General features: G+C 60.2%; 20 protein-coding genes. 15 read left to right on the plus strand and 5 right to left on the minus strand.

The features are described from left to right. Positions 1-218 precede the first annotated feature (218 nt). Together IHQ43_RS05410 and IHQ43_RS05415 are read right to left on the minus strand one after the other, a co-directional pair. Positions 219-1460 (minus strand): transporter associated domain-containing protein, encoded by a 1242-nt coding sequence (locus IHQ43_RS05410; RefSeq protein ID WP_192563642.1) that lies wholly within the window; start codon positions 1458-1460, stop codon positions 219-221. A 12-nt stretch (positions 1461-1472) separates the two neighbouring features. Continuing rightward, complete coding sequence (locus tag IHQ43_RS05415; RefSeq protein ID WP_085697265.1) at positions 1473-2285, minus strand: cytochrome C assembly family protein; 813 nt, start codon at positions 2283-2285, stop codon at positions 1473-1475. A gap of 209 nt (positions 2286-2494) precedes the next feature. Between IHQ43_RS05415 and ffh the strand changes: the two genes are divergently transcribed. The 6 genes from ffh (at position 2495) to IHQ43_RS05445 (ending at position 6569) form a co-directional block, all read left to right on the plus strand. Further along, positions 2495-3871 carry a signal recognition particle protein gene (gene ffh, locus IHQ43_RS05420; protein ID WP_102357592.1) on the plus strand — a complete coding sequence of 459 codons (1377 nt, stop codon included), beginning with the start codon at positions 2495-2497 and terminating at the stop codon, positions 3869-3871. Between the two features lie 248 nt (positions 3872-4119). Continuing rightward, positions 4120-4371, plus strand: coding sequence for a 30S ribosomal protein S16 (gene rpsP, locus IHQ43_RS05425; protein ID WP_003185073.1), 252 nt, complete (start codon positions 4120-4122; stop codon positions 4369-4371). A 5-nt stretch (positions 4372-4376) separates the two neighbouring features. Continuing rightward, the gene (gene rimM / locus IHQ43_RS05430) at positions 4377-4913 is read left to right on the plus strand and encodes a ribosome maturation factor RimM (RefSeq protein WP_085688896.1); all 537 of its coding nucleotides are present in this window, start codon (positions 4377-4379) and stop codon (positions 4911-4913) included. Positions 4914-4915: 2 nt separating this feature from the next. Next, entirely contained in the window at positions 4916-5668 is a 753-nt protein-coding gene (gene trmD, locus IHQ43_RS05435; protein WP_085711645.1) for a tRNA (guanosine(37)-N1)-methyltransferase TrmD, read from the plus strand. A gap of 45 nt (positions 5669-5713) precedes the next feature. After that, positions 5714-6064: a 50S ribosomal protein L19 gene (rplS, locus tag IHQ43_RS05440; RefSeq protein WP_003175895.1), complete on the plus strand. Its 351-nt coding sequence runs from the start codon at positions 5714-5716 to the stop codon at positions 6062-6064. Positions 6065-6155: 91 nt separating this feature from the next. Continuing rightward, positions 6156-6569, plus strand: coding sequence for an acyl-CoA thioesterase (locus tag IHQ43_RS05445; protein WP_011332614.1), 414 nt, complete (start codon positions 6156-6158; stop codon positions 6567-6569). A gap of 117 nt (positions 6570-6686) precedes the next feature. On the opposite strand, the gene IHQ43_RS05450 is transcribed toward IHQ43_RS05445, so the two are convergent. Further along, positions 6687-8495 carry a cation:proton antiporter gene (locus IHQ43_RS05450; RefSeq protein WP_192563643.1) on the minus strand — a complete coding sequence of 603 codons (1809 nt, stop codon included), beginning with the start codon at positions 8493-8495 and terminating at the stop codon, positions 6687-6689. Positions 8496-8602: 107 nt separating this feature from the next. Between IHQ43_RS05450 and xerD the strand changes: the two genes are divergently transcribed. From xerD to IHQ43_RS05485, 7 genes are all read left to right on the plus strand, one after another. Further along, positions 8603-9499, plus strand: coding sequence for a site-specific tyrosine recombinase XerD (xerD, locus tag IHQ43_RS05455; protein WP_085729749.1), 897 nt, complete (start codon positions 8603-8605; stop codon positions 9497-9499). Positions 9500-9642: 143 nt separating this feature from the next. Next, positions 9643-10374, plus strand: a complete 732-nt coding sequence (gene dsbC, locus IHQ43_RS05460) for a bifunctional protein-disulfide isomerase/oxidoreductase DsbC (RefSeq protein WP_192563644.1) — start codon at positions 9643-9645, stop codon at positions 10372-10374. Positions 10375-10505: 131 nt separating this feature from the next. After that, entirely contained in the window at positions 10506-11810 is a 1305-nt protein-coding gene (locus IHQ43_RS05465) for a homoserine dehydrogenase (RefSeq protein WP_192563645.1), read from the plus strand. A 66-nt stretch (positions 11811-11876) separates the two neighbouring features. Further along, positions 11877-13286: a threonine synthase gene (gene thrC, locus IHQ43_RS05470; protein WP_192563646.1), complete on the plus strand. Its 1410-nt coding sequence runs from the start codon at positions 11877-11879 to the stop codon at positions 13284-13286. A 119-nt stretch (positions 13287-13405) separates the two neighbouring features. Continuing rightward, entirely contained in the window at positions 13406-14776 is a 1371-nt protein-coding gene (locus IHQ43_RS05475; protein ID WP_192564954.1) for a transporter substrate-binding domain-containing protein, read from the plus strand. A 118-nt stretch (positions 14777-14894) separates the two neighbouring features. Beyond that, on the plus strand, positions 14895-15302 hold the full coding sequence (locus tag IHQ43_RS05480; RefSeq protein ID WP_192563647.1) for a response regulator: 408 nt from the start codon (positions 14895-14897) through the stop codon (positions 15300-15302). Between the two features lie 164 nt (positions 15303-15466). Then, positions 15467-15748, plus strand: coding sequence for a DUF3509 domain-containing protein (locus tag IHQ43_RS05485; RefSeq protein ID WP_192563648.1), 282 nt, complete (start codon positions 15467-15469; stop codon positions 15746-15748). A 173-nt stretch (positions 15749-15921) separates the two neighbouring features. On the opposite strand, the gene IHQ43_RS05490 is transcribed toward IHQ43_RS05485, so the two are convergent. Together IHQ43_RS05490 and IHQ43_RS05495 are read right to left on the minus strand one after the other, a co-directional pair. Further along, complete coding sequence (locus IHQ43_RS05490) at positions 15922-16902, minus strand: TIGR02285 family protein (protein ID WP_192563649.1); 981 nt, start codon at positions 16900-16902, stop codon at positions 15922-15924. Further along, on the minus strand, positions 16829-18028 hold the full coding sequence (locus IHQ43_RS05495; protein ID WP_192563650.1) for a CaiB/BaiF CoA transferase family protein: 1200 nt from the start codon (positions 18026-18028) through the stop codon (positions 16829-16831). Before IHQ43_RS05495 ends, IHQ43_RS05490 begins: the two co-directional genes overlap by 74 nt. Before the next feature lie 146 nt (positions 18029-18174). Here IHQ43_RS05495 and IHQ43_RS05500 point away from each other — a divergent pair, with 146 nt between their 5' ends. Continuing rightward, a complete protein-coding gene (locus tag IHQ43_RS05500) occupies positions 18175-18717 on the plus strand; it encodes a YaeQ family protein (protein ID WP_192563651.1) in 543 nt (180 codons plus the stop codon). 54 nt (positions 18718-18771) lie between these two features. Beyond that, the gene (gene recJ / locus IHQ43_RS05505; protein WP_007954648.1) at positions 18772-20481 is read left to right on the plus strand and encodes a single-stranded-DNA-specific exonuclease RecJ; all 1710 of its coding nucleotides are present in this window, start codon (positions 18772-18774) and stop codon (positions 20479-20481) included. The last annotated feature ends 14 nt before the right edge of the window (positions 20482-20495 follow it).

The raw sequence follows: 20495 nt of genomic DNA on the forward strand, positions 1-20495 counted from the left end.
TCATGAGCTCCGTTGGAGCGAATTATTATGGTCGAACACCCAGGGATGTGGGATGAGGCGCGATCGCTGCTTCAGGTAGGAACAGTCGTCGGTGTGATGCGGATATTGCCGATGATCCGGCCGGAACCAGTCGGGTGCAGGGTAAGCACACAGTTCGGCGGGGCTTGGGTAAGCACCGCGATTATAGGAAGGTGGCTAACGATTGAACAAGGGGCTGTCTAGCGGGCAGTGGCCAGCGCCGGGGCCGAGGAGGTGTGCCAGATCAGGACTTTGCTCACGCGGTTCTCCTCGGTTTCGAGAATCTCCAGGCGATAGCGGCCGATCTTCAGGCAGACCGCGCTTTCCGGGATGGTTTCCAGCGCTTCGGTCACCAGGCCATTGAGGGTCCGGGGGCCGTCGCTGGGCAGGTGCCAGCCCAGGCATTTGTTCAGTTCGCGGATCGACGCCGCACCATCGATCACCATGCGGCCATCGGCTTGCGGGTGGATGTGCGGGTTGTCGAGGCTGTGCTCGCTTTCGAATTCGCCGACGATTTCTTCGAGAATGTCTTCCAGGGTGACAATCCCCAGCACTTCGCCGTACTCATCCACCACCATGCCCAGACGCCGCTGCTGCTTGTGGAAGTTCAGCAGCTGGAGTTGCAGCGGGGTGCTTTCGGGGACGAAATACGGCTCGTAACTGGCCGCCAGTAACGCTTCGCGGGTCAGGCTGCCGTTGTCCAGCAGGTGGCGGATCTGCCGGGTGTTGAGCACCGCCTCGACCTGATTGATATCACTGTGAAACACCGGCAGGCGAGTGCGACGGTTCTTGCGCAATTGCTCGATGATTTCTTCGATCGGATCGTCAAGGTTGATGCCGTCGACATCGCTGCGCGGCACCAGGATGTCGTTGACTGTGATGTTGTCCAGCGCATGGATGCCTGAAACCGGGTGCGGGCGCACAGGATGGTCCGGGTCGTCATGACGCTCCGCGGGCTCATCGTCTTCGCTCTGTTGCACCACCTGGGGCTTGCGGATGAACGGGCGCATCAGCAAACCACTGATGCGGCTCAGCAGCCAGGCAAGCGGGTAAACCACTTTCAGCGGTACTGCCAGCAGCGTATTGCCGAACGACAGCACTGCATCCGGATAACGCAGGGCGAGCGCGCGCGGGAAATAGTCGGCAAAGACCAGCAGCAGGGCGCCGGCACCGAGGCAGGCCGCCCAGGGGCCGTTTTCTTCACAGAGAAAAATTGCCAGCAGGGTGGCCAGAATGACGGCGAGGGCGCGGCACAAGGTATTGCAGAGGATCAGGCTGTCGAGCGGGAAGCTGAGCTTCGCCAGGGGCTTGTCATTGGCGCGCGATGCGGTGCGTTGCGCCAGCAAGTGCTGTTGCGCCGCTTCGACGGCGGTAAACAGCCCCGACCAGAGAATCAGCAGGACAAATACCGCGAGCATCGGCCCTATGGGCAAACCGTCCATTTATGCCGCCCGTCAGATGTGCAGGATGTATTCACGGACCAGTTTGCTGCCGAAATACGCAAGCATCAGCAGGCAGAAACCGGCAAGGGTCCAGCGGATTGCCTTGTGCCCGCGCCAGCCGAGGCGGTTGCGACCCCACAGCAGGACGCTGAACACGATCCAGGCCAGGCAGGCCAGCAGGGTTTTATGCACCAGATGCTGGGCAAACAGGTTCTCGACGAACAGCCAGCCGGAAATCAGCGACAGCGACAGCAGCGTCCAGCCAGCCCAGAGGAAACCGAACAGCAGGCTTTCCATGGTTTGCAGCGGCGGGAAGTTCTTGATCAGCCCGGACGGGTGTTTGTGCTTGAGCTGATGATCCTGAACCAGCAGCAACAGGGCCTGGAATACCGCGATGGTGAACATGCCGTAGGCAAGGATCGACAACAGGATGTGCGCGAGGATGCCCGGTTCTTCATCGATGATCTGCACCGTGCCGGTCGGCGCGAACTGCGCCAGCAGTACCGTGATCGCGCCCAGCGGGAACAGCAGCACCAGCAGGTTTTCCACCGGGATCCGCGAGCAGGCCAGCAGGGTCAGGGCAATGACAGCGGCGGCGATCAGGCTCGAGGCACTGAAGAAGTCCAGGCCCAGGCCGATCGGCGTCAACAAATGTGTAAGCAGGCTGGCGCTGTGGGCCAGCACGGCGAGGACGCCGAGCGAGACCAGCAGGCGCTTGTTGGCCTTGGCGCCAGTGGCCAGGCGGGTGCCCTGATAGAGGGTCGCAGCGGCGTAGAGAAGGGCGGCGGCGAGGGTGGTCAGCAAACTCGGTGACAAGGGGAGCATAAATCCTGTTAGGCAAGCCCGAAAGGCGCTGAGTTTGGCATAGAACCGCCATCGCACGAAAGACCGGCAAGCTGACAGCGAGGTGTCCGCGAGGCGCAGTCTTCGCTATAATCCGCGACCTGCCCACGCCGCAGGCTCGCCGAGCACATGTTGATTCCGGTCTGGGCCGCCATTATCCCGGTCTACACAGGGCCTGAAAGGATCGCGCAATGTTTGAAAACTTAACCGACCGTCTCTCGCAGACGCTGCGCCATGTCACCGGCAAGGCGAAGCTGACCGAAGACAATATCAAAGACACCCTGCGCGAAGTGCGCATGGCGTTGCTCGAAGCCGACGTCGCCCTGCCGGTGGTCAAGGACTTCGTCAATTCGGTCAAGGAGCGCGCTGTCGGCACCGAGGTGTCGCGCAGCCTGACGCCGGGCCAGGCGTTCGTGAAGATCGTCCAGGCCGAACTCGAAAGCCTGATGGGCGCGGCCAACGAAGACTTGAACCTGAGCGCCGTTCCGCCTGCTGTCATTCTGATGGCCGGTCTGCAGGGCGCGGGTAAAACCACCACCGCCGGCAAGCTGGCGCGCTTCCTCAAAGAGCGCAAGAAGAAGTCGGTCATGGTTGTGTCGGCGGACATCTACCGTCCGGCGGCGATCAAGCAGCTGGAAACCCTGGCCAATGATATCGGCGTGACGTTCTTTCCGTCTGACCTGAGCCAGAAGCCGGTCGACATCGCCAACGCGGCTATTAAAGAAGCAAAACTGAAATTCATCGACGTGGTCATCGTCGACACCGCCGGTCGTCTGCACATCGATGAAGAGATGATGGGCGAGATCAAGGCGCTGCACGCCGCGATCAACCCGGTGGAAACCCTGTTCGTGGTCGACGCCATGACCGGTCAGGACGCGGCCAACACGGCCAAGGCCTTCGGTGATGCGCTGCCGCTGACCGGCGTGATCCTGACCAAGGTCGACGGTGATGCCCGTGGCGGTGCTGCGCTGTCCGTTCGCGCGATCACCGGCAAGCCGATCAAGTTCATCGGTATGGGCGAGAAGAGCGAAGCGCTCGATCCGTTCCACCCCGAGCGTATCGCCTCGCGAATCCTCGGCATGGGTGACGTGCTCAGCCTGATCGAACAGGCCGAAGCGACCCTCGACAAGGACAAGGCCGACAAGCTTGCTAAAAAGCTGAAGAAGGGCAAGGGCTTCGACCTCGAAGACTTCCGCGATCAGCTGCAACAGATGAAGAACATGGGCGGCCTCGGCGGCCTCATGGACAAGCTGCCGAGCATCGGTGGCGTCAATCTCTCGCAAATGGGCAACGCCCAGAACGCCGCAGAGAAACAGTTCAAACAGATGGAAGCCATCATCAACTCCATGACCCCGGCCGAGCGCCGCGACCCTGAGCTGATCAGCGGTTCGCGCAAGCGCCGGATCGCCATGGGTTCCGGCACCCAGGTGCAGGACATCGGCCGCTTGATCAAGCAGCACAAGCAGATGCAGAAGATGATGAAGAAATTCTCCGCCAAGGGCGGAATGGCGAAAATGATGCGCGGCATGGGCGGAATGTTGCCCGGCGGCGGCATGCCAAAGATGTAAAAGAACTCGCCGGTCGTCGCACCGGCGCAGTCCCGCAAGGAAGCGGGATCTACAGCAAACCCGCACTCGGCGGGAGCTGACCGGCCGTTTTCATCGACGGCTCTATCGCAAATCTGCACGGCATGCCACAGGCGCCGGAAAAAGTCATTTGCAAAAGTCCGGATATTCCTTAGAATATGCGGCCTTTCGGGCACCCATGCCCGCTGTGCATTTAGATTTGCAGCACCGACTACAGGAACGATGTTCACATGCTAACAATCCGTCTTGCCCTTGGCGGCTCCAAAAAGCGCCCGTTTTACCACCTGACCGTAACCGACTCCCGCAACCCGCGTGACGGTTCCCACAAAGAACAGGTTGGTTTCTTCAACCCTGTTGCACGTGGTCAGGAAATCCGCCTGTCCGTGAACCAAGAGCGCGTTGCCTACTGGCTGAGCGTTGGTGCACAGCCTTCTGAGCGTGTTGCTCAGTTGCTGAAGGAATCGGCTAAGGCTGCGGCCTGAGCAATATGAACGCGACGCCTGCTGTTGCCGATGATTTGATCGTTATTGGCAAAATTTACTCTGTTCACGGCGTTCGCGGCGAAGTGAAGGTTTATTCCTTTACTGATCCGACTGAAAACCTGTTGCAGTACAAAACCTGGACGCTCAAGCGCGAAGGCAATGTCAAACAGGTCGAGCTGGTCAGTGGACGCGGGAGCGACAAGTTCCTGGTCGCAAAGCTCAAAGGTCTTGATGATCGTGAAGAAGCTCGACTTCTGGCCGGTTACGAGATCTGCGTGCCGCGCAATCTGTTCGCTGAATTGACCGAAGGCGAGTACTACTGGTACCAGCTGGAAGGTCTGAAGGTCATCGACACACTTGGGCAATTGCTCGGGAAAATCGATCATCTTCTGGAAACCGGCGCCAATGATGTAATGGTAGTCAAGCCTTGCGCTGGCAGCCTGGATGATCGCGAACGCCTGTTGCCCTATACGGAGCAATGCGTGTTGGCAGTCGACCTCGCAGCGGGCGAGATGAAGGTGGATTGGGACGCGGACTTCTAAGCGTGGCTAACTTGCGCGTAGAAGTGATCAGTTTGTTTCCCGAGATGTTTTCCGCCATCGGCGACTACGGCATCACCAGTCGAGCGGTCAAACAGGGGCTCTTGCAGCTGACCTGTTGGAATCCGCGGGATTACACGACGGATCGGCATCACACTGTGGACGATCGCCCGTTTGGCGGTGGTCCGGGCATGGTGATGAAGATCAAACCCCTGGAAGATGCTCTGGTTCAGGCCAAAGCAGCAGCCGGGGAGGCGGCGAAGGTGATTTACCTGTCCCCCCAAGGCCGTCAACTGACTCAGTCGGCGGTACGCGAACTGGCGAAATCGGATGCATTGATTCTGATTGCCGGTCGCTATGAAGGCATTGACGAGCGTTTTATTGATGCTCATGTCGATGAAGAGTGGTCGATTGGGGACTATGTCCTGTCTGGCGGCGAGCTGCCGGCGATGGTCCTGATAGATGCGGTTACACGACTGCTGCCTGGAGCTTTAGGGCATGCGGACTCCGCGGAGGAAGATTCCTTCACGGATGGTTTGCTGGATTGCCCGCACTACACCCGACCGGAGGTGTATGCGGATCAGCGTGTTCCCGACGTATTGCTAAGTGGCAATCACGCACACATCCGGCGTTGGCGTTTACAGCAGTCCCTTGGTAGGACCTATGAACGACGCGCCGATCTTCTGGAAAGCCGCTCGCTTTCTGGAGAAGAGAAGAAGCTGCTCGAGGAATACATCCGCGAGCGGGACGATAGTTAACAACGTATCGATGGTAGATCAGACGATTTACCTTAGGAGCACAGCATGACCAACAAAATCATCCTTGCACTCGAAGCAGAGCAGATGACCAAAGAAATCCCTACCTTTGCCCCAGGCGACACCATCGTCGTTCAGGTGAAAGTGAAGGAAGGCGATCGTTCCCGTCTGCAAGCGTTCGAAGGCGTTGTAATCGCCAAGCGTAACCGCGGCGTGAACAGTGCGTTCACCGTTCGTAAAATCTCCAACGGTGTTGGCGTAGAACGTACTTTCCAGACCTACTCCCCGCAGATCGACAGCATGGCTGTTAAACGTCGCGGTGACGTACGTAAAGCCAAGCTGTACTACCTGCGCGACCTGTCGGGTAAAGCAGCTCGCATCAAGGAAAAACTGGCTTAAGTCCAGCTTCCGATGCAGAAAAAAGCAGCCTACGGGCTGCTTTTTTGTTGCCCGCAATTTATCCACAGCATTTTTGTTTCAGGCCAGCCCCATGACCCCTCGCGAGCAAGAAATCGAACGCCGCACCGAACTCTCGGTGACCCGCGTGACCAAGGCGGTTTTCCCGCCGACCACCAACCACCACAACACCCTGTTCGGCGGCACCGCGCTGGCCTGGATGGACGAAGTGTCGTTCATCACCGCCACACGGTTTTGCCGTTTGCCGTTGGTGACCGTGTCCACTGATCGTATCGACTTCAATCATGCGATCCCGGCAGGTTCCATCGTCGAGCTGGTCGGGCGGGTGATCAAGGTTGGCAACACCAGTCTCAAGGTAGAGGTGGAAGTATTCGTTGAAAGCATGAGTTGCGATGGGCGTGAGAAAGCGATTCACGGGCAGTTCAGCTTTGTTGCCATCGATGATGACAAGCGCCCGGTGCCGGTGCTGCCGGGTTTCGCGGCCTGATCCGGCACCGCATCGCGGCATTCGCGGGCAGGCCCGCTCCCACAGATTTTGTGTTGTCCGCTGATGATGTGTTCGACACGGACACTGTGGGAGCGGGCTTGCCTGCGATTTGATCTGTCAGGCGCTGACACTCTCCGGTTGAATCAGCGCCAGCAACGTCCACCCCGGCCCCGGCTTCAGTATGGTTTCCGGCGACACGACATGCACCCAGCCACTGTCATCACGCACGAACAGCAGCGTCGCGCGATTGCCATGCAGCGCCCGGTAATCGTCCCAGCCGAAACCGTCCGTCAGCGTCGTGCTGTATAGCTCGGCTCCCTGGCCCATCTGGCTGGCCAGCTTTGTGTAGGTGAACGCCTCGCTCCCCAGTTGATTGCCGCGATGTTCGAGGCTGGCGCGGTGCTTGTCGCTGCGACGGCTTTCCTGACCGCTGGCCAGTCCGAACAGGCGTTGATGGCCAAAGTCATGACGAAAGCGCATGGCTGCCAGCGTATTGAGTTCGCCCGACGGTGACAGCGCCAGCAAATGTCCCAGTCCGACCAGGTCCAGATGCGCATCGGCGTGCTGCGAGGCCGGATTACCAAAGTAGGTCGGCAAGCCATCCATGCGCGCGGCCCGGATGTTTTCCCAACTTGAGTCCGTGAGCAGCACTCGGCTGCCCAGCTGCTGCAGCGACTTGCCGAGCAGGCGCGCCGGCCCGTTCGCCCCGACGATCAGAAAGCCACTGGGCGCCGGTTCCGCAACCTTCAAAAGACGCGCCAGTGGCCGGGCGGTCGCACTTTGCAGCACGACGGTGCCGATGATCACGGCAAAGGTCAGCGGCACCAGTAACAGCGCACCTTCATGGCCTGCTTCATCCAGCCGAATCGCGAAAATCGCCGAAACCGCCGCCGCGACGATCCCTCGTGGAGCAATCCAGCACAACAGTGCACGCTCACGCCAACTCAGACTCGAACCGGCCGTACTCAGCACCACGTTCAGCGGACGGGCAATCAACTGGATGACCAGCAACAGAATCAACACCAGCGGCCCGAGGCCGATCAGCGCCTTCAGATCCAGTCGTGCCGCCAGCAAAATGAACAGCCCGGAAATCAGCAGCACGCTGAGGTTTTCCTTGAAGTGCAGGATGTGCCGCACATCCACGCCCTTCATGTTCGCCAGCCACATGCCCATCAGTGTCACCGCCAGCAGCCCGGATTCGTGCATGACCTGGTTGGCAGCGATGAATATTCCCAGCACTGCGGCGAGCGATGCCAGATTGTGCAAATACTCTGGCAACCACTGGCGCCGGATGATCGTGCCGAGCAACCAGCCACCGGCGATGCCGAACGCACTGCCACAGACAATCACCCCGCCGAACGTCAGCAAGCTCTGTTCCAGGCCATGGCCTTCGGCCCGGGCGATGATAAAGCTGTAGACCACCACCGCGAGCAGTGCGCCGATCGGGTCGATCACAATCCCTTCCCAGCGCAGGATGTTGGCGATCGAAGCCTTCGGCCGTACCACGCGCAGCATGGGCACGATCACGGTCGGCCCGGTGACCAGGGTCAGGCTGCCGAACAGGATGGCGAGCAGCCAGTCGAAGCCCAGCAGCCAGTGGGTCGCGACTGCGATCACTATCCAGGTCGAGAGTGCGCCGATGGTGACCAGCCGATGCACGACGCTGCCGATCTCGCGCCATTCCGACAGATGCAGGGTCAGGCTGCCTTCAAACAGAATCAGCGCCACTGCCAGCGACACCAATGGCATCAGCAGCGGGCCGAACATTTCCTGCGGATCGAGCCAGCCCAGCACGGGGCCCGCCAGAATGCCGGTCAGCAGCAGAAACAGAATCGCCGGCAGCTTCAGGCGCCAGGCGAGCCATTGGCAGCCCAGCGCGGCAGCGCCGATGCCGCCGAAAACCAACAGAATTTGCTGTTCGTTCATTGAAGTTCCCTGTTCCTTGAAATAGCGGGCTATGAAAGACTAGCGGCCATTTCAACCGTTCACTCTTTATTTGCGCGCAGTGCCAAGCCTGCGTGTCTTGAGCGCCCATGCCTGCCATCGACCATCCGCTGATCGACCAGTTTCTCGACGCCCTCTGGCTGGAGAAAGGTCTCTCCGACAACACTCGCGACGCCTACCGCAGTGATCTCGCACTGTTCAACGGCTGGTTGCAGGAGAAAAACCTCGAGCTGATCAATGCCGGTCGCGAGTTGATCCTCGATCACCTGGCCTGGCGTCTGGAACAGAACTACAAACCTCGCTCCACCGCGCGATTTCTCTCCGGTGTGCGTGGCTTTTATCGCTACCTGCTGCGGGAAAAACTGATCTCGGTCGATCCGACTTTGCGCGTGGACATGCCGCAACTCGGTCGGCCATTGCCCAAATCCCTCTCGGAGGCCGACGTCGAAGCGCTGCTGAAGGCTCCGGACTTGAGCGAAGCTATTGGCCAGCGTGATCGAGCCATGCTCGAAGTCTTGTATGCCTGCGGTCTGCGTGTCACCGAGCTGATCAGCCTGACTCTGGAGCAGGTCAACCTGCGTCAGGGCGTGTTGCGGGTGATGGGCAAGGGCAGCAAGGAGCGGCTGGTGCCGATGGGCGAGGAAGCGATCGTCTGGGTTGAGCGCTACCTGCGTGACGGTCGCGGCGAGCTGCTCGGTGGGCGCCCGAGCGATGTGTTGTTCCCCAGCCAGCGCGGCGAGCAGATGACCCGCCAGACCTTCTGGCATCGGATCAAGCATCAAGCCAAGGTCGCCGGGATCGGCAAGTCGCTGTCGCCGCACACCTTGCGTCACGCATTTGCCACGCACCTGCTCAACCATGGCGCCGACTTGCGGGTGGTACAGATGCTGTTGGGCCACAGCGACCTGTCCACCACGCAGATCTACACTCACGTCGCCCGGGCGCGATTGCAGGATCTGCATGCCAAACATCACCCGCGCGGCTGAGCGCATTTTGTCTTGCGACAGGCGCATTCGGCCACGGGAGCCTTATGTGGTAGGCTTTGCCGGTTTGCACGATGGGCGGTTATGACCCGGTGTTCCGGCACGGGCGTCCTGATCGTTCCATTTGTCCGCCTTCAGGAGTTCTCATGCGTCTGACCCAGATTTTCGCCGCCGCAGCCATTGCGTTGGTCAGCACCTTTGCCGTCGCCGATGACGCGGCCGACAAAGCGATTCGCCAAAGCCTGCAAAACCTCCAGCTCGATGTGCCGGTGGACACCATCACCGCCAGCCCGCTGCCGGGCCTTTACGAAGTCAAGCTCAAGGGCAGCCGCGTGCTCTACGCCAGCGCCGACGGCCAGTACATCGTTCAGGGCTACATGTTCCAGCTCAAGGACGGCAAACCGGTCAACCTGACCGAGAAGACCGAGCGCCTGGGCATTTCCAAACTGATCAATGCGATCCCGGTGGCCGAGACCGTGGTTTACCCGGCCGTGGGCGAAACCAAGTCGCACATCACCGTGTTCACCGACACCACTTGCCCGTACTGCCACAAGCTGCACGCCGAAGTGCCCGAGCTGAACAAGCGCGGCATCGAAGTGCGTTACGTGGCGTTCCCGCGCCAGGGCCTGGGCTCGCCGGGTGACGAGCAACTGCAAGCCGTGTGGTGCTCGAAAGACAAGAAAGCGGCCATGGACAAAATGGTCGATGGCAAGGAAATCAAGGCCGCCAAGTGCGAAAACCCGGTTTCCAAGCAGTTCGCCCTCGGTCAGTCGATCGGCGTGAACGGCACGCCGGCCATCGTTTTGGCTGACGGACAAGTGATTCCGGGCTATCAGCCTGCGCCACAAGTCGCCAAACTGGCGCTGGGCGCGAAGTAATTCGCATCGTCACGCCCGGGTGTGACGAGCGTGGTCCGGCGGCAGGATTGCCGGGCCATCAATAGAGAGCCGCGAACCTGCGGTTGTTTTCACGGCCGGCCTCGCGTCGGCCGTTTTATGGGGAGTTCACAGTGAAACCGGTCAAAGTAGGCATCTGTGGGTTAGGGACCGTCGGTGGCGGAACCTTCAACGTACTTCAGCGCAACGCCGAGGAAATTGCTCGTCGTGCCGGGCGTGGAATCGAAGTGGCACAAATTGCCATGCGCACGCCAAAGCCTCAGTTCCAGACGACCGGTATTGCGATTACCAGCGATGTCTTCGAAGTGGCCACGAACCCTGAGATCGACATCGTCATAGAGCTGATGGGCGGCTATACCGTTGCCCGCGAGCTGGTACTCAAGGCCATCGAGAATGGCAAGCATGTGGTCACCGCGAACAAGGCTCTGATTGCCGTTCACGGTAATGAAATTTTCGCCAAGGCACGCGAGAAAGGCGTGATCGTGGCATTCGAAGCGGCGGTAGCCGGCGGCATTCCGGTGATCAAGGCGATCCGTGAAGGCCTGTCCGCCAACCGGATCAACTGGGTCGCCGGGATCATCAACGGCACCGGCAACTTCATCCTCACCGAAATGCGCGAGAAGGGTCGCACCTTCGAAGACGTGCTGGCCGAGGCGCAAGCGCTGGGCTACGCCGAAGCCGACCCGACCTTCGACGTCGAAGGCATCGACGCCGCGCACAAGCTGACGATCCTGGCATCGATCGCGTTCGGTATTCCGCTGCAGTTCGACAAGGCTTACACCGAAGGCATTACCAAGCTGACCACCGCCGACGTGAACTACGCCGAAGCGCTGGGCTACCGCATCAAGCACCTGGGCGTGGCACGCAGCACCGCCGCCGGTATCGAGCTGCGCGTACACCCGACGCTGATCCCGGCCGATCGCCTGATCGCCAACGTCAACGGCGTGATGAACGCGGTGATGGTCAACGGTGACGCTGCCGGTTCGACCCTGTTCTACGGCGCCGGCGCCGGCATGGAGCCGACCGCTTCGTCGGTGATCGCGGATCTGGTGGACGTGGTTCGCGCCATGACCTCCGACCCGGAAAACCGCGTGCCGCACCTGGCCTTCCAGCCGGACTCGCTGTCGGCCCATCCGATCCTGCCGATCGAAGCCTGCGAAAGCGCCTACTACCTGCGCATTCAGGCCAAGGACCATCCGGGCGTTCTCGCTCAGGTGGCGAGCATCCTCTCGGAGCGCGGCATCAACATCGAGTCGATCATGCAGAAGGAAGTCGAGGAACACGACGGCCTGGTGCCGATGATTCTGCTGACCCACCGCGTGCTGGAACAGCACATCAACGATGCTATCGCTGCTCTTGAAGCGCTGGCGGGCGTGGTGGGTCCGGTCGTGCGGATCCGCGTCGAGCACTTGAACTAAGTTGATCTCCTTCACCGGTCCCGCCAGCGGGGCCGGTGTCGTGAACACTGTCCATTGGAGTCAGTCATGCGTTACATCAGTACCCGCGGCCAGGCACCGGCCCTGAATTTCGAAGACGTCCTGCTGGCCGGTCTCGCCACCGACGGCGGTCTGTACGTCCCGGAAAACCTGCCACGTTTCACCCAGGAAGAAATCGCTTCCTGGGCCGGCCTGCCGTATCACGAGCTGGCCTTCCGGGTGATGCGCCCGTTCGTCACCGGCAGCATTCCGGACGCCGATTTCAAAAAGATTCTTGAAGAAACCTACGGTGTGTTTGCCCACAACGCCGTGGCGCCGCTGCGTCAGCTGAACGGCAACGAATGGGTGCTGGAGCTGTTCCACGGCCCGACCCTGGCGTTCAAGGACTTCGCCCTGCAACTGCTCGGTCGCTTGCTCGACTACGTGCTGGAGAAGCGCGGTGAGCGCGTTGTGATCGTCGGCGCAACTTCCGGTGACACCGGTTCGGCTGCCATCGAAGGCTGCAAGCACTGCGAAAACGTCGACATCTTCATCCTGCACCCGCACAACCGTGTGTCCGAAGTGCAGCGTCGGCAGATGACCACCATCCTCGGTGAGAACATCCACAACATCGCCATCGAAGGCAACTTCGATGACTGCCAGGAAATGGTCAAGGCCAGCTTCGCCGACCAGAGCTTCCTCAAGGGCACCCGTCTGGTTGCAGTGAACTCGATCAACTGGGCGCGGATCATGGCCCAGATCGTTTACTACTTCCACGCAGCGCTGCAACTGGGTGGCCCGGCGCGTTCGGTGTCGTTCTCGGTACCGACCGGCAACTTCGGCGACATCTTCGCCGGCTACCTGGCGCGCAACATGGGCCTGCCGATCAACCAGTTGATCGTCGCCACCAACCGCAACGACATCCTGCACCGCTTCATGAGCGGCAACCAGTACGTCAAGGAAACCCTGCACGCCACGCTGTCGCCGTCGATGGACATCATGGTCTCGTCGAACTTCGAACGCCTGCTGTTCGACCTGCACGGTCGCAATGGCGCGGCGATTGCCGGATTGATGGCCTCGTTCAAGCAAGGCGGCGGTTTCAGCGTCGAACAGGAACGCTGGACCGAGGCGCGCAAACTGTTCGACTCGCTGGCCGTGGATGATGCGCAAACCTGCGAAACCATCGCCGAAGTCTACGAACAGACCGGTGAAGTGCTGGATCCGCACACCGCCATCGGTGTAAAGGCCGCTCGCGAGTGCCGCCGCAGCCTGGACATCCCGATGGTGATTCTGGGCACGGCGCATCCGGTCAAGTTCCCGGACGCGGTGGAGAAAGCCGGTGTAGGAAAAGCTCTCGAACTACCTGCACATCTTTCTGATTTGTTTGAGAGAGAAGAGCGCTGCACAGTCCTGCCGAATGAGCTGAAAGCCGTGCAAGCCTTTGTCAGTCAGCATGGCAACCGAGGCAAGCCCCTCTAAGCCCGCAAAGCTGTCACATTTTGAAGCCCGTCTCCTGACGGGCTTTCTTGTTTTTGCATGCCACACTGCGCGCGTTTCGCCCACGAAGGACGGGCGAGTCGATGACGAAGGATGTGGCAATGCGGTTTTTTTCAGGATTGAACCCAGCCCTGTGCTGGTTGTTTTTATTGGGGGGCTTCGGAGTTTCGCAGTGGACCGAAGCAGCCCATCTGGCCAAGCATTCCGATACGGTGGAGTCTGTAAAGCCCATCGAGCTGGACGAGCATGAGCGTCAGTGGATTCGTGATAACCCCCGGGTGACCGTCGCCTCGGTGCAGTATCCGTTGTACCTGTTTCAGGATGAACATGGTCAGTGGAGCGGTTTGAACAACGATGTGCTCAAGCACATCAGTGCCATGACCGGTCTGCAGTTTGTGCATCAGGAGTCGTTCTCCACCGATCATATGCTCGAGCGGCTTCAGAGTGGTGTCGCGGACATCAGCACGACGTTGGCAATGAATGACGAGCGCAAGGCGTTTCTGGACTTCAGTCACGCGTTCGGCGGTGCCGGATGGGTGTTCGTCGGTCATTCGGGCGAGCCGGCGATACAGTCGCTTGAAGCGCTGGCCAAACGGGTACTGGTGCTGCCGGCCAGACACGCGCTGGAGGACAGCATTCGACGCGATTACCCGTCGATCCAGATCCTTTCGGTCAAGACCTATCCCGAGGCTCGTGCGCTGGTGGAGAGTGGCGAGGCCTACGCCACCATCGAAAACGAGATTGGCGCTCAGCTGTTTCCCTCCGGCCTGCTCAAGGTCGGTGGTCTCGTGGAGGGCAAGTGGGAGGCGGATCATCTGGCGGTACGCAAGGGGCTGCCCGAGCTTCTGAGCATCCTCAACAAGGCATTGGGCGCTTTTTCGGCGGCGGAGCTACGGGCCATGCGCCTGAAATGGCTGGATGGCATTTCTCCTGCGCCGGCACCTTCGATCGGCTCGCTGCTGATCAAGTGGGGGTGCTGGGCAATGGGCGGGCTCGGGGTATTCGGACTCTTGTCGCTGCTGTGGAACCGTCGACTGGCGGCCGAGATAAAACAGAGACGCGCGGCCGAAAAGAACCTGGGCGATCAATTGGCCTTTCAACATGCACTGATCGATGCAATGCCCGACCCGGTGTTCGTGCGCGATCTGCAAGGGCGGTTGATCATGTGCAACCGCAGTTATGAAGATGCGCTGTCGGTTCGGCTGGAACAGGTGCAGGGCCGTATGCTGTTCGAGATCGATGCACTTCCACAGGCCACGGCATTGATGCTGCATGACGAATTCATGGCACAACTGGGCACGCGTAAAACGCGCTTCAGCAAACGACTGCTGTTGTTCAAGGGCGGTCCCCGTCAGATCTATCAGTGGACGGTGCCGTTTTACAGTGCCGATGGAAAACTCCGTGGTCTGCTCGGAGGCTGGACGGACATCACCGAGCGGCGAAAGGAGAACGGGTGTCTATGTCCGCATTAAAGATGGGAAAAGTCCTATAAAACGCGGCTACTTTTCTGATGGGAGGCTTAGGACGAGTGCCCTAGAGTGACAGGCCACCGCGGCGTGAATCCGCGATTGTCGTTCCAGAGGTCATCCCATGCGCTCGCTCAAGATCCTGATTCTAGAACCCAACCCGTTCCAGTTGATGGCGTTGCACCAGATGCTCAACGCCATCGGCATCTACGATGTGTTGACCGCGCCGTCACTGGGATCGGCAAAGCGCTCGCTGGAGCGCCGCGGAGCCGTTGACATCGCCGTGTGCAATCCACAGTTGAAGAGCGGTGACGGGCTGGCGCTCATCCGGCAGCTGGCCGACAGGCAGGAAGCGCAGGCGCTGATCATGGTGGGGGCGGTAGCGCCCGCTCTGCAGGAGGATCTGGAAACCTTGCTGAGAGTGCACGGGATCACGTTGCTGGGCTGTCTGCACACGCCGGTCTCGGCGGTGCTTATGAGGAGTCTGCTGGACACCTACATGACAATCCCCCGGCATTCCGTCGAGGTATGAGGCTCTTGGTTATTTTTCTGTCATCTTCACCCTGCATGCTCCGATAGGCCGGTGACGCTCCGGGAGAGACCGGCGACAAGCAGAACTTTCCTCTCGGGCCGGTGGTCATTTACTGTGAACACGCCCCAGACACTGTGTTTTCGGACTATTGAGTGGAGATCGAGATGGAAAGTATCAGTCTATTGCTCGGTGAGGCTCTGAGCCCGTATCAGGTGACGCTGACCCCAAGCGGTCTGCATGGCCAATGCCTGGTGACCTTGAAGAACGGTAGCGGCGCGATCGTGGTGGAGCGCGAATTCAATCAGGCGCAATTGAGCGACAAGCGCCAACTGACGGATGTGGTCGACGGCTTGCACCGTGACATCCTGATTGCCGAAGGCCGGCTGGAACCCTGTGTGATCGCCGCGTTGCGAAACGCAGCCCTCGACAAGCACCCGACCCTCTGAAACTGATTTTTCTTTTGTGGGAACCTTCCTGCACCCGGATCAGTCAGACCCCGTAACAGCAGGATCAAGCATTGTGCTCCGGTGCTTGTCGCTTGCTGCTACGGGTCTTTGATACAGACCACGTTTAACCCCGAGTCGTCTCCCCACTTCTCGGGGTTTCTTTTGCCCGTAATTTATTGTGCGGCTTGTTGCTGGAAGAAAATCCGCGCCTGTTCCAGATAGTCCTGGCGCCTCTCGGGGTCGAGCCAGTCGGCGTAGAGCTGGTTGAGATGTTCGTGGGGCAGGGTGCGCAACAGGTGATTGATCTCCGTAATCGCCTGTCGACCTGCCGTAGTGTCGGTGCAGCCGACATGTCCCGACAGGTACTTGCCTGTGCCGCGAATCGGGAAGAACAGCAACTCGTCCTCTGCGATCTCGGCCTGCCGCGCCTGATAACGGATTTCCGGCCAGTAACCCAACACCACCTGCAAACGCCCCAGACGCTGCATCGACAACAGGCTGCTGAGTGCGTCATTGCCGTAATGCGGCGTCAAAGCGCCGTTCGGCGCCTGATGCAGCAATGCATCGATGTACTCGCCATAACTGCGTTCCGCAACCACCCCGACTTTTCGCTCGCCGTTGGCCAGAAACGCCGACAGGTCGACTTCACCCTCGACCAGAAACGGCTCCAGCACTTCGCGATCTTTCTGACGAACCACCAAACCATTGCTGACCGCGCGAAACGCAGGGATGGAGAAGGCGATCCATTGCGCCCGTTCCTTGTTCCAGATCAGCGAAGGATCGCAGGCGAAGGGATGTTCATGCAGCATCTGGAGGCCACGGGCCCGATTGACCCGCATCAAGGTGTGTTCGTATTGCGGCATGCCGGCAATCAGCATCGGCATCAATTGATCGATAACGCCCTGGCCCTTTTTCGGCCCTTCGAAAATGGTCAGCGGCGGCAGGTCGCGCAGCAGCCAGATCAACGTCGGTTTGGCCTGCGCCCACGCCGGCAGTACCAATAAAAACAACAGGCCGAACAACCGCCAGGTCCACCAATGGTGGGCGCGGTTCGAGGCCGGGGGCGTCAGGCGCTTCAGCTCAGATGGCTCCGTCTTCGCGCAACCGGGCGATCTGCTTCTCGTCGTAGCCAAGATCGTGGAGTACCTGCGCATTGTGTTCACCGAGCCGCGGTCCGACCCATTCGGACGTACCGGGTGTCTCAGAGAGTTTCGGCACGATGCCCGGCATCTTGAAGGCTTTGCCGTCCGGCAGTTTGGCGTGGAGGAACATTTCCCGGGCCAGGTACTGCGGATCGTTGAACATGTCTTCGGCACTGAAGATCCGGCTGGCCGGGACTTCGGCCTGGTTCAGCAGATCGAGCACGGTTTGCAGCGGCAGCGAATTGACCCAACGGTCGATCACGCCGTATAGCTCGTCACGGCGGGTGTCGCGCCCGTCATTGCTGGCCAGCGCCGGATCGTTGGCCAGATCCTCACGGCCGATGATCAGCATGAAACGCTTGAAGATCGCATCGCCATTGGCACCGATCTGCACGTGTTTGCCATCGGCGCTGGTGTGGATCGACGAAGGCGTGATGCCTGGCATGATGTTGCCGGTGCGCTCACGAATGAAGCCGAAAACATCGAACTCCGGCACCATGCTTTCCATCATGGCGAAGATCGCTTCGTACAGCGCCACATCGACCACCTGGCCGAGCCCGCCGTTGACCTCGCGATGACGCAGGGCCATCAACGCACCGATCACGCCCCATAAAGCCGCAATCGAATCGCCAATGGAAATCCCGGTGCGTACTGGCGGGCGGTCTTCGAAACCGGTGATGTAGCGCAGGCCGCCCATGGATTCACCCACCGCACCGAAACCCGGCTGATCCTTCATCGGCCCGGTCTGACCGAAACCGGACAGACGCACCATTACCAGTTTCGGGTTCAGCGCATGCAGGGTTTCCCAGCTCAGGCCGAGTTTTTCCAATACACCGGGACGGAAGTTCTCGATCAGGATGTCGGCTTCGCCCAGCAGTTTTTTCAGGATCGCCAGGCCATCGGGGTGTTTCAGGTTCAGCGTCAGGGACTTTTTGTTGCGCGCCTGGACGAACCACCACAGCGACGTGCCTTCGTACAACTTGCGCCATTTGCGCAGTGGATCACCGCCGTCCGGCGACTCGATCTTGATCACTTCGGCGCCGAATTCGCCGCAGATGCGCGAGGCAAACGGCCCGGCAATCAAAGTACCCAATTCAATGACTTTCAGACCGCTGAGCGGTTTGTTGGCGAACGGCATGCGAGATCCTGTAGGACAAGGCTGAGCAGATACAGCGTTTTAACATAGCCGGCTGTCAGTCGCGCAAGGTTGATCGCCATCAATTCGTGGATTGCCTACAGCATCGGTTAGACTTGCCGACTTTCCTCGTATCAAGAAGCCCGTTCATGGCCCAGCCGTCCACTACCTACAAATTCGAACTGAACCTCACCGATCTTGACCGCAGCGTCTATGAGAACGTGAAGCAGACCATCGCCCGTCACCCTTCGGAAACCGAAGAACGCATGACCGTGCGCCTGTTGGCCTACGCGCTCTGGTACAACGAGCAACTGTCGTTCGGTCGTGGTCTGTCGGACGTGGATGAACCTGCGCTGTGGGAAAGGAGCCTGGATGACCGCGTTCTGCACTGGATCGAAGTCGGCCAGCCAGATGCGGATCGACTGACCTGGTGCTCCCGTCGTACCGAACGCACCAGCCTGCTGGCCTACGGCAGCCTGCGCGTCTGGGAAGGCAAGGTGATCCCGGCAATCAAAAACCTGAAGAACGTCAACATCGCCGCCGTTCCGCAGGAAGTGTTGGAAACCCTGGCCAAGGACATGCCCCGCGTCATCAAGTGGGACGTGATGATCAGCGAAGGCACGATCTTCGTCACCGACGACCGTGGCCAGCACGAAGTCCAGCTCACCTGGCTGCAAGGCGAGCGCGGTTAAGTCCGCGCTACTCCCGAAAAATCCCACGTATCCAAGAGAAGCTCCTGTCACCCCATGCGTATCGATCCTCGCCCGTTGCCCGCCACTCTGCCGTTTCTCGGTGAACTGCCACCGTTGCTGACCCGCCTGTACGCGGCGCGGGGCGTGCAGTCCGAGGCGGAGCTGGACAAGAGCCTGGCGCGGCTGATTCCGTTCCAGCAGCTCAAAGGGATCGATGCGGCGGTGGACCTGCTGGTGACGGCACTGGAGCAGCGTCAGCGGATCCTGATCGTCGGCGACTTCGACGCCGACGGCGCGACGGCCAGCACCGTGGGCGTGCTTGGTTTGCGCCTGCTGGGCGCGGCGCACGTCGATTATCTGGTGCCGAACCGCTTCGAATACGGCTATGGCCTGACCCCGGAAATCGTCGAAGTCGCGATGACCCGCGAGCCGCAACTGTTGATCACCGTCGACAACGGTATTTCCAGCGTCGAAGGTGTAGCGGCCGCGAAACGTCACGGTTTGAAGGTTTTGATCACCGACCACCACTTGCCCGGCGATGAACTGCCGCAAGCCGATGCGCTGGTCAATCCGAACCAGCCCGGCTGCGAGTTCCCGAGCAAGGCGCTGGCCGGTGTCGGGGTGATTTTCTACGTGTTGATGGCTTTGCGTGCACGTCTGCGCAGCCTCGGCTGGTATGAGAGCAAGCCACAACCGAACATCGGTGAACTGCTGGATCTGGTGGCACTGGGCAGCGTCGCCGACGTGGTGCCGCTGGATGCCAATAACCGGATTCTGGTGCACCAGGGGCTGGAACGGATTCGCGCCGGGCGGGCGCGGCCGGGGATCAAGGCGATCCTGGAAGTGGCCAAGCGCGAAGCTTCGCGCATCACGTCTACCGACCTCGGTTTCATCGTCGGCCCGCGCCTGAACGCGGCGGGGCGTCTGGATGACATGAGCCTGGGCATCGAATGCCTGCTGACCCACGACGCTGCGCTGGCCCGGGAAATGGCCGCGCAACTGGACGGCATGAACCAGGATCGCAAATCCATCGAGCAGGGCATGCAGCGTGAGGCGCTGGCCCAGCTCAAGGACTTGCCGGTCGAGTCGATGCCGTTCGGTCTATGCCTGTTCGATCCGGAATGGCACCAGGGAGTCATCGGTATTCTGGCGTCGCGGATGAAAGAGCGTTATTTCCGCCCGACCATCGCCTTCGCCGATGCCGGTGACGGCCTGCTCAAGGGCTCGGGGCGTTCAGTGCAGGGCTTTCACATTCGTGATGCGTTGAGCGTGGTGGCGGCACAGCATCCGGATCTGATCGCCAAGTATGGCGGCCACGCGATGGCGGCTGGTCTGACCTTGCCGCAGGAGAATTTTCCGTTGTTCGCCGAGGCATTTGACGCCGAGGTGCGTAGGCAGCTTCGCGAGGAAGACCTGACCGGGCGCCTGTTGTCGGATGGCACATTGGCAGTCGAGGAGTTTCATCTGGAACTGGCCCGCGCCCTGCGACACGCCGGGCCTTGGGGCCAGCATTTTCCGGAGCCGCTGTTTCATGGCGTGTTCCAGTTGGTCGAGCAGCGGGTGGTCGGTGAGCGGCACCTGAAAGTGGTGCTGAAAACCGAATGCGGTTCGGTGAAGCTGGATGGCATCGCCTTTGGCATTGATCGCGATATCTGGCCGAACCCGACGATCAAATGGGTCGAACTGGCCTACAAACTCGATTTGAACGAGTTTCGCGGCAATGAGACCGTGCAATTGATGATTGCTCACATCGAACCGCGTTGACCCCTTCGCGAGCA

Origin of the sequence: Pseudomonas gozinkensis (assembly GCF_014863585.1) — a bacterium.
GTDB classification, from domain to species: Bacteria; Pseudomonadota; Gammaproteobacteria; order Pseudomonadales; family Pseudomonadaceae; genus Aquipseudomonas; species Aquipseudomonas gozinkensis.

What these genes read in the sequence shown, in the direction of transcription:
- IHQ43_RS05410 (WP_192563642.1), bottom strand. Translation starts at nt 1,460, where the DNA reads ATGGACGGTTTGCCCATAGGGCCGATGCTCGCGGTATTTGTCCTGCTG.
- IHQ43_RS05415 (WP_085697265.1), bottom strand. Translation starts at nt 2,285, where the DNA reads ATGCTCCCCTTGTCACCGAGTTTGCTGACCACCCTCGCCGCCGCCCTT.
- ffh (WP_102357592.1), top strand. Translation starts at nt 2,495, where the DNA reads ATGTTTGAAAACTTAACCGACCGTCTCTCGCAGACGCTGCGCCATGTC.
- rpsP (WP_003185073.1), top strand. Translation starts at nt 4,120, where the DNA reads ATGCTAACAATCCGTCTTGCCCTTGGCGGCTCCAAAAAGCGCCCGTTT.
- rimM (WP_085688896.1), top strand. Translation starts at nt 4,377, where the DNA reads ATGAACGCGACGCCTGCTGTTGCCGATGATTTGATCGTTATTGGCAAA.
- rplS (WP_003175895.1), top strand. Translation starts at nt 5,714, where the DNA reads ATGACCAACAAAATCATCCTTGCACTCGAAGCAGAGCAGATGACCAAA.
- IHQ43_RS05445 (WP_011332614.1), top strand. Translation starts at nt 6,156, where the DNA reads ATGACCCCTCGCGAGCAAGAAATCGAACGCCGCACCGAACTCTCGGTG.
- IHQ43_RS05450 (WP_192563643.1), bottom strand. Translation starts at nt 8,495, where the DNA reads ATGAACGAACAGCAAATTCTGTTGGTTTTCGGCGGCATCGGCGCTGCC.
- xerD (WP_085729749.1), top strand. Translation starts at nt 8,603, where the DNA reads ATGCCTGCCATCGACCATCCGCTGATCGACCAGTTTCTCGACGCCCTC.
- dsbC (WP_192563644.1), top strand. Translation starts at nt 9,643, where the DNA reads ATGCGTCTGACCCAGATTTTCGCCGCCGCAGCCATTGCGTTGGTCAGC.
- thrC (WP_192563646.1), top strand. Translation starts at nt 11,877, where the DNA reads ATGCGTTACATCAGTACCCGCGGCCAGGCACCGGCCCTGAATTTCGAA.
- IHQ43_RS05475 (WP_192564954.1), top strand. Translation starts at nt 13,406, where the DNA reads ATGCGGTTTTTTTCAGGATTGAACCCAGCCCTGTGCTGGTTGTTTTTA.
- IHQ43_RS05480 (WP_192563647.1), top strand. Translation starts at nt 14,895, where the DNA reads ATGCGCTCGCTCAAGATCCTGATTCTAGAACCCAACCCGTTCCAGTTG.
- IHQ43_RS05485 (WP_192563648.1), top strand. Translation starts at nt 15,467, where the DNA reads ATGGAAAGTATCAGTCTATTGCTCGGTGAGGCTCTGAGCCCGTATCAG.
- IHQ43_RS05490 (WP_192563649.1), bottom strand. Translation starts at nt 16,902, where the DNA reads ATGCGCAGGTACTCCACGATCTTGGCTACGACGAGAAGCAGATCGCCC.
- IHQ43_RS05495 (WP_192563650.1), bottom strand. Translation starts at nt 18,028, where the DNA reads ATGCCGTTCGCCAACAAACCGCTCAGCGGTCTGAAAGTCATTGAATTG.
- IHQ43_RS05500 (WP_192563651.1), top strand. Translation starts at nt 18,175, where the DNA reads ATGGCCCAGCCGTCCACTACCTACAAATTCGAACTGAACCTCACCGAT.
- recJ (WP_007954648.1), top strand. Translation starts at nt 18,772, where the DNA reads ATGCGTATCGATCCTCGCCCGTTGCCCGCCACTCTGCCGTTTCTCGGT.